Below are 6,530 nucleotides of genomic sequence, written 5' to 3' on the forward strand. Positions count from 1 at the left end.
ACGCCATGACGGCGGCGATCGGCGCGCACCTCCCGCAGGCGACGGTGCACGGCGCTGCGGCGCTCGCGCGCGGCGTCCTCGGCTACGCGGCGAGCACCCGCACGGACATCGCGGAGGGCGTGGCCGCCCTCCCGGCAGCCGTCAGGGACTTGTGACTCCGGCCGCCGCCAGCGCCTCCGGCAGCGGCTCCCCGTGCAGCACGATCAGCCCCGACACCGCACGGGTCAGCGCCACGTACAGCCGTCGCAGCCCCGTGCGCTCGTCCGGCTCGCCCGCGACCACGGCCGCCGGCTCGTCCAGGACGACGTAGTCGTACTCAAGTCCCTTGGCCAGCGAGGCGGGTACGAGCGTCAGCCGCGACTCGGCCGTCGTCTCCTCGCCCGGCGACAGATACGGCAGGTCCGCGGCCGTCAGCGCCTTCGCCAGCGCCGGGATGCGCGCGTCCGCCGCGATCAGGCCCGTCGACCCCTCGTGCGTCAGCGACTCCACGCACGCCGCCACCACCGCGTCGTCCAGGCCGCCGGCCGCCGTACGCACCGACAGCGAGCCCGGCGACTCACGCACCGACTCCACCTCGGCCAGCCCCGGCGAGATCACCGGCAGCAGCCGCGACGCGTACGCGATCACCTCGCGCGGCACACGGAAGCCCGCCGTCAACTCCTCCACCACCGCTTCCGACTTGCCCAGATGCTTCAGCGCCTCCGCCCAGCTGCCCGTCGCCCACGGCGTGGTCCCCTGCGCCAGATCCCCCAGCACCGTCGCCGACCCTGTCGAGCAGCGCCGGCCCACCGCGCGGTACTGCATCGGGGACAGGTCCTGCGCCTCGTCGAGGACCACATGCCCCAGCGAGTGCGTACGGGCCACGAGATCGCCCACCTCGTCGATCAGCACGGCGTCGGCGGGCGACCACTTCACCGACTTCAGGCTCCGCACCGGCTTCTCCCACAGGATCGTCCGCTGCTCGTCCGCCGTCAGCAGCCCCTCCGCGTGCTCGGCGAGGAACTCCGCGTCGGACAGCAGCCGCAGCACCAGCTTCGCCGGATCGACCGGCGGCCAGACCGCCTTGACCACGGCCTTCACCGCGGGATTACGGGCGACGGCGTCCTGCACCCGGTCGTCCGGCGCCTCACCCGCCTGTTCCATCCGGACCAGCACGGCATGCGCGATGCGCTGCGGCAGCGCCTCGCGCGCCGCCCCGTAGCGGATGTCGCGGTCCAGCAACTGCCGGACCAGCTCCTCGATCTCGTACGCGGGGACCCGCCAGCGCCGCGAACCGCGCACCACCACCAGCGGCTCGACGGGCATCGACACGTGCGAGCGCACCGCGCGCCGCAGCACCTCCGCCAGCCGCGCGTCCCCCTTGACGACGGCGGCGGGCGCCGCGTCCGTACCCCGTACCTGCACGGCCGAACCGACCAGCTCGTCGACCGTCGCCTGCTTCACCTCCAGCTCGCCCAGGGCGGGCAGCACCTGCTCGATGTAGTGCAGGAAGGACGCGTTAGGACCGATGACGAGCGTGCCGGTACGGGCCAGCCGTTCGCGGTGCGCGTACAGCAGATACGCCACCCGGTGCAGCCCCACGGCGGTCTTGCCGGTGCCGGGCCCTCCCTGGACACAGACGCTGCCGCTGAGCCCGGAGCGGACGATCTCGTCCTGCTCGGGCTGGATCGTCGCCACGATGTCCCGCATCGGGCCGACGCGCGGCCGTTCGATCTCGGCCTGCAGCAGCTTGCTCGACGTGGCCGCCTCGGCCGGGTCGGACAGATGCTCGTCCTCGTACGCGGTCAGCTCGCCCGACGTGTAACCGAAGCGGCGGCGCAGCCCCACGTCCAGCGCGTCCTTCTTCGACGCGCGGTAGAACGGCTGCGAGACGGGCGCGCGCCAGTCGACGACCATCGGGTTGCCGTCCGCGTCGTGCACATGCCGTCTGCCGATGTAGAAGCGCTCGCCCTCGGCGCCTTCGGCCTGCTCGGCGCCGACCGCGTGCAGATAGTCGAGCCGGCCGAAGAAGAGCGGGGTGTGGGACAGATCGGCGAGCGCCTTGATGCGGTCCTCGATCTGCGCCTCCAGGGCGGCCGCGTTGACCCAGTTCGCCGTCACGTCGCGGATGTCGAGGGACTTCACGTCCTCGCGCATGGCGCGCAGCGCGGCGCGCGAGGCAAGGAGATGGGCCCGTTCCCGTTCGAGCGGACCGGGGCCGGGTGTTGATTCAGGGGCGTGCGCGGGCACGGTGCTGCCTCCGGGGAGTGGTACACGTCAAGGGCGGCCGTCCGGTTTCCGTCCGGACAGCGGCACTCCGCAGAGGGAGGCGGGGAAGGGGGAGATTCTAGTCAGCGGCCCACGTACGGCGCGAATGCTTTTCCGGCGGCGACTCCCGTGAGGACTACACGGCCGCCTCCGTCCCGTAGGGGATGCCGTACGACTCAGGGCATACGCGGCCGACCGTACGGTTCAATCTGCGGAGCGATGCCGGGGACGGGCCCCGCGGCCATGCTGGACACATGACCACAACGACCTTCACTCCCACGCACGGCGCGGCCGCAACCGCCGCCGGCCACTCCACTCCCCGGCTCGGCGGCGCGCTGCGCGCGGTCAAGTCGTTCGTCAGCGCCGCGATCGGCGTGGCCGTACTCGGCGAGTTCGCCGAAGAAGCGGGCGTCAAGCGCCGCTGACGCCCGGCCGGCCCGTGGTCGGTCCGCCCCCGGATCAGTTCCCGGCCAGCAGCTCGTCCGCGTCGATGATGCGGTACGCGTAACCCTGCTCGGCCAGGAAGCGCTGCCGGTGTGCGGCGAAGTCCTGGTCGATCGTGTCCCGCGCGACGACCGAGTAGAACCGCGCCTCGTGCCCGTCCGCCTTCGGACGCAGCACCCGGCCGAGCCGCTGCGCCTCCTCCTGGCGCGAGCCGAACGTCCCGGACACCTGGATCGCGACCGTCGCCTCCGGCAGGTCGATCGAGAAGTTCGCGACCTTCGACACCACCAGCACCGAGATCTCGCCCTGCCGGAACGAATCGAAGAGCTTCTCGCGCTGCGCGTTGCTCGTCTCGCCCTTGATGACCGGCGCGTCCAGATGCTCACCCAGCTCGTCGAGCTGGTCGATGTACTGCCCGATGACCAAGGTCTGCTCGCCCTGGTGCTTGCGCACCAGCGCCTCGGTCACCTTCCGCTTCGTCGCCGTCGTCGCGCAGAAGCGGTACTTCTCCTCGGTCTCGGCCGTCGCGTACGCGAGCCGTTCGCTGTCCGTGAGATTGACGCGTACCTCGACGCAGTCGGCGGGCGCGATGTAGCCCTGCGCCTCGATCTCCTTCCACGGCGCGTCGAAACGCTTCGGGCCGATCAGCGAGAACACGTCCGATTCGCGGCCGTCCTCCCGTACCAGCGTGGCCGTGAGCCCCAGCCGCCTGCGCGCCTGGAGGTCGGCGGTGAACTTGAACACGGGCGCGGGCAGCAGATGCACCTCGTCGTAGAGGATCAGCCCCCAGTCGCGCGAGTCGAACAGCTCCAGATGCGGATAGACGCCCTTACGGCGCGTCGTCAGCACCTGGTACGTGGCGATGGTGACCGGGCGGATCTCCTTGCGCGTACCGCTGTACTCGCCGATTTCCTCCTCGGTCAGCGAGGTGCGCTTCACCAGTTCGTGCTTCCACTGCCTGGCCGAGACGGTGTTGGTCACCAGGATCAGCGTCGTCGCCTTGGCCTGCGCCATCGCACCGGCGCCCACCAGGGTCTTGCCCGCGCCGCAGGGCAGCACGACCACACCGGAGCCGCCGTGCCAGAAGTTCTCCACGGCCTGCTTCTGGTACGGGCGCAGCGCCCACCCTTCCTCGTGCAGCTCGATCGCGTGCGCCTCGCCGTCGACGTAACCGGCCAGGTCCTCGGCGGGCCAGCCGAGCTTCAGCAGCGTCTGCTTGATCTGGCCGCGCTCGGAGGGATGGACGGCGACGGTGTCCGGGTCGATCCGCGTGCCGACCAGCGGCGCGACCTTCTTGGAGCGGAGGATCTCCTCCAGCACCGGGCGGTCGGTCGAGGTCAGCACCAGACCGTGCGAGGGGTGCTTGGAGAGCGTGAGCCGCCCGTAGCGCGCCATCGTCTCGGCGACGTCCACGAGCAGGGCATGCGGAACGGGATAGCGGGAGAACTCCACCAGCGCGTCGACCACCTGCTCGGCGTCGTGCCCGGCCGCGCGCGCGTTCCACAGCCCGAGCGGGGTCAGCCGGTAGGTGTGGATGTGCTCGGGGGCCCGCTCCAGCTCGGCGAACGGAGCGATGGCGCGGCGGCAGGCGTCAGCCTGTTCGTGGTCGACCTCGAGCAGCAGTGTCTTGTCGCTCTGGACGATGAGAGGTCCATTCACAGCGGCGCCCTTTCCGTATGCCAAACGTCCAGTGTCGCGCATCGGGAACCGATACGGGGCGGTGCGCTCCCAACCGCTTATCCGGGCGCTGTGCGGGCAGCAGGGTGTCATGACCGCTGAAACGGAACGGGCCACGTCCGGAGTCGCCGCCCCGGCCAGAAATCCATGGCGCCGAACCGCCTTAAGAGTGCTGATACTTGTGGTGGCCTTCGTCGCGCTGGTCGCCTTCTCCGTCGTCCTGGCGGAGCTGACGCTGACCCCCTCGCCCGCCTCCGCGCAGATCGCCGGATCGAACCTGCACCCGGGCCGCTCGCTGCGGCAGTACCTGGAGGACTACACCTTCCTGGCCGCCTGCAAGCAGATAGGCGGCAACATCGTGATGGGGGTGCCCTTCGGGCTGATCCTGCCGGTGCTCGTGCCGCGCAGGCTGCGGATGATCCGGGTCGTGCTGCTGACGGCCGTGGTCATGGTGCTGGTGGAGCTGGCGCAGGGCTCGATCGTCGAGGGCCGCGCCTTCGACGTGGACGACGTGATCATGAACACGAGCGGTGCGCTGATCGGGTACCTGCTGCTGGGCCGCCGTATCGGCCGCAAGTACCACTCGCTGGGTGTGGCGCCGGTGGAGAGGGATTCGCAGAAGCGGTCGGAGCGGACGAAGCGGTCGGCCCGTTCGGAGCGTTCCGAGCCGAAGACGACGGTGGACACGAAGACGGAGCGCGGGCCGGCCTCCAGGCTGCGGCCGAAGTCGAAGTCGAAGCCGACGACGAAGGCGGGCACGACGAAGGCGGGCACGACGAAGGCGAGTACGAAGACGCTCACGAAGCCGAAGACCGCCAAGCCCAAACTCACCCCCAAGGCGACATCCGCCAAGGTCGAGGCCCCCTCGTGGAGCGAACGGATCAACCGTTTGGCACGATCCAGGCGTTGACCTGGGCGAACGCCCGTTGTCAGTGGTCGCTGGTACGCATAGGGACATGAACGAAGCCGTGGTGCGATCCGTCCTGGATCGCACCACGGCTTCCTTCATGTCCGTCGCGAGTTCGTCAGGCCGGGTCGTCGGCCAGTTCGGCTACTCCTGTGATGCGGTGCAGGGGGAAGGTTCGTACGACGTCCGCCGTGTGGTCGTACGCGGTGACGAAGCCGCCCTCGACCCGTACCGGGGCGATGACGCGCTGGCTGGCCGCGCCGTCCACGTTGACGTAGCCGATCCAGATGGTCGCGCCGGTCATCGCCGCCGCCTGGACGGTGGCCAGGGTCTCGGCCGCGTTCGTCCGGGGCAGGTCGCCGGTGGCCACCGGTTCCGAGCCCGGTTTACGGACGGCCGTCGCCGCCAGGTCGCCGGCCCTGATCGCCTTCACCGCAGCGCCCAGCAGCGCGGGTTCGGGGGCGCGTGGGCCGTCGGGGACCGGGGCGGGGGCGGTGCGGGCCGGGGTGCGGTGGGCGAAGGCCCGGGTGATCAGTACGTCGCCCTCGGCGGACTCGGCGGCGGGCGCGAGGCCCATCGACCGGAGGCCTTCGAGCAGCGTCGTCGGGTCGGCCTGTGCGGCCAGCACCGTCGGGGCGATGCGCCGCAGCCGCAGTCCCTGCGACCGCTTGTCGGCGAGGATCTCGCCGAGCAGCGCGTCGTCGTCGCAGCGTACGTACGCGGACGCGGCGCCGACCCGCAGGTGGCCGTGTCTGCGGGCCACATCGTCGATGAGATAGGAGAGCGGCTGCGGTACGGGCGTACGGCTGTGCGTCTTGAGGAATTCGTGCAGGTCGGAGGCGGTCTGTCCGGCGTCGAGTGCGCGCCGTACGGATCCGGGTGTGAACCGGTAGACGGTCGCGCCGCCCTTCGACTCGATCTCGGCGGCTACGGAGAGGAGTTCGGCCAGGGGGCGCAGCAGCGGGCCGGGGGCGACGGCGGTGAGGTCGGCCTGGAGGAGGACGTGGTCGAGGGGTTCGGGAAGGAGCGGGGCGAGCGCGTGGGCGGCGCGCTGGGTGGCGGCGGAGAGTTCGGCGTCGGTGAGGGCGGGGGCGCCGGGGTCGGCGGCGGATGCGGTGCCGGACGCGGCGCCGGGGGGTGTCAGCAGCGCGCGGCCCTGTGACGACAGCGCTCCGCGCCCGGTGACGCCCAGCAGTTCGGCGTCGCCGAGGGTCCAGGCGGCCAGCCTGGACCGCAGGTCCTCGGGCCGGCCCGC

The 6,530-nt window shown here is 71.3% G+C and carries 5 protein-coding genes; 2 read left to right on the forward strand and 3 right to left on the reverse strand.

Annotation, left to right across the window (positions count from 1 at the left end; translation table 11 throughout):
* Nucleotides 1–141 precede the first annotated feature (141 nt).
* Nucleotides 142–2,136: an ATP-binding domain-containing protein gene (locus HY68_RS13205; RefSeq protein WP_107070179.1), complete on the reverse strand. Its 1,995-nt coding sequence runs from the start codon at nt 2,134–2,136 to the stop codon at nt 142–144.
* Nucleotides 2,137–2,501: 365 nt separating this feature from the next.
* Here HY68_RS13205 and HY68_RS43715 point away from each other — a divergent pair, with 365 nt between their 5' ends.
* The gene (locus HY68_RS43715; protein WP_198533262.1) at nt 2,502–2,672 is read left to right on the forward strand and encodes a hypothetical protein; all 171 of its coding nucleotides are present in this window, start codon (nt 2,502–2,504) and stop codon (nt 2,670–2,672) included.
* 34 nt (nt 2,673–2,706) lie between these two features.
* Here the strand turns inward: HY68_RS43715 and HY68_RS13210 are convergent, their stop codons facing one another.
* A complete protein-coding gene (locus HY68_RS13210; protein ID WP_041988397.1) occupies nt 2,707–4,350 on the reverse strand; it encodes a DNA repair helicase XPB in 1,644 nt (547 codons plus the stop codon).
* 187 nt (nt 4,351–4,537) lie between these two features.
* Here HY68_RS13210 and HY68_RS40680 point away from each other — a divergent pair, with 187 nt between their 5' ends.
* Entirely contained in the window at nt 4,538–5,278 is a 741-nt protein-coding gene (locus HY68_RS40680; protein WP_241778560.1) for a VanZ family protein, read from the forward strand.
* A 115-nt stretch (nt 5,279–5,393) separates the two neighbouring features.
* Here HY68_RS40680 and HY68_RS13220 read toward each other — a convergent pair.
* On the reverse strand, nt 5,394–6,530 hold a 1,137-nt coding region (locus HY68_RS13220; RefSeq protein WP_198533263.1), incomplete at its 5' end, for a helicase-associated domain-containing protein.

This window comes from Streptomyces sp. AcH 505 (assembly GCF_000818175.1).
Classification (GTDB): domain Bacteria; phylum Actinomycetota; class Actinomycetes; order Streptomycetales; family Streptomycetaceae; genus Streptomyces.

Coding starts and splice junctions, on each gene's coding strand:
- HY68_RS43715 (WP_198533262.1), top strand. CDS start 2,502: ATGACCACAACGACCTTCACTCCCACGCACGGCGCGGCCGCAACCGCC.
- HY68_RS13205 (WP_107070179.1), bottom strand. CDS start 2,136: ATGCGCGAGGACGTGAAGTCCCTCGACATCCGCGACGTGACGGCGAAC.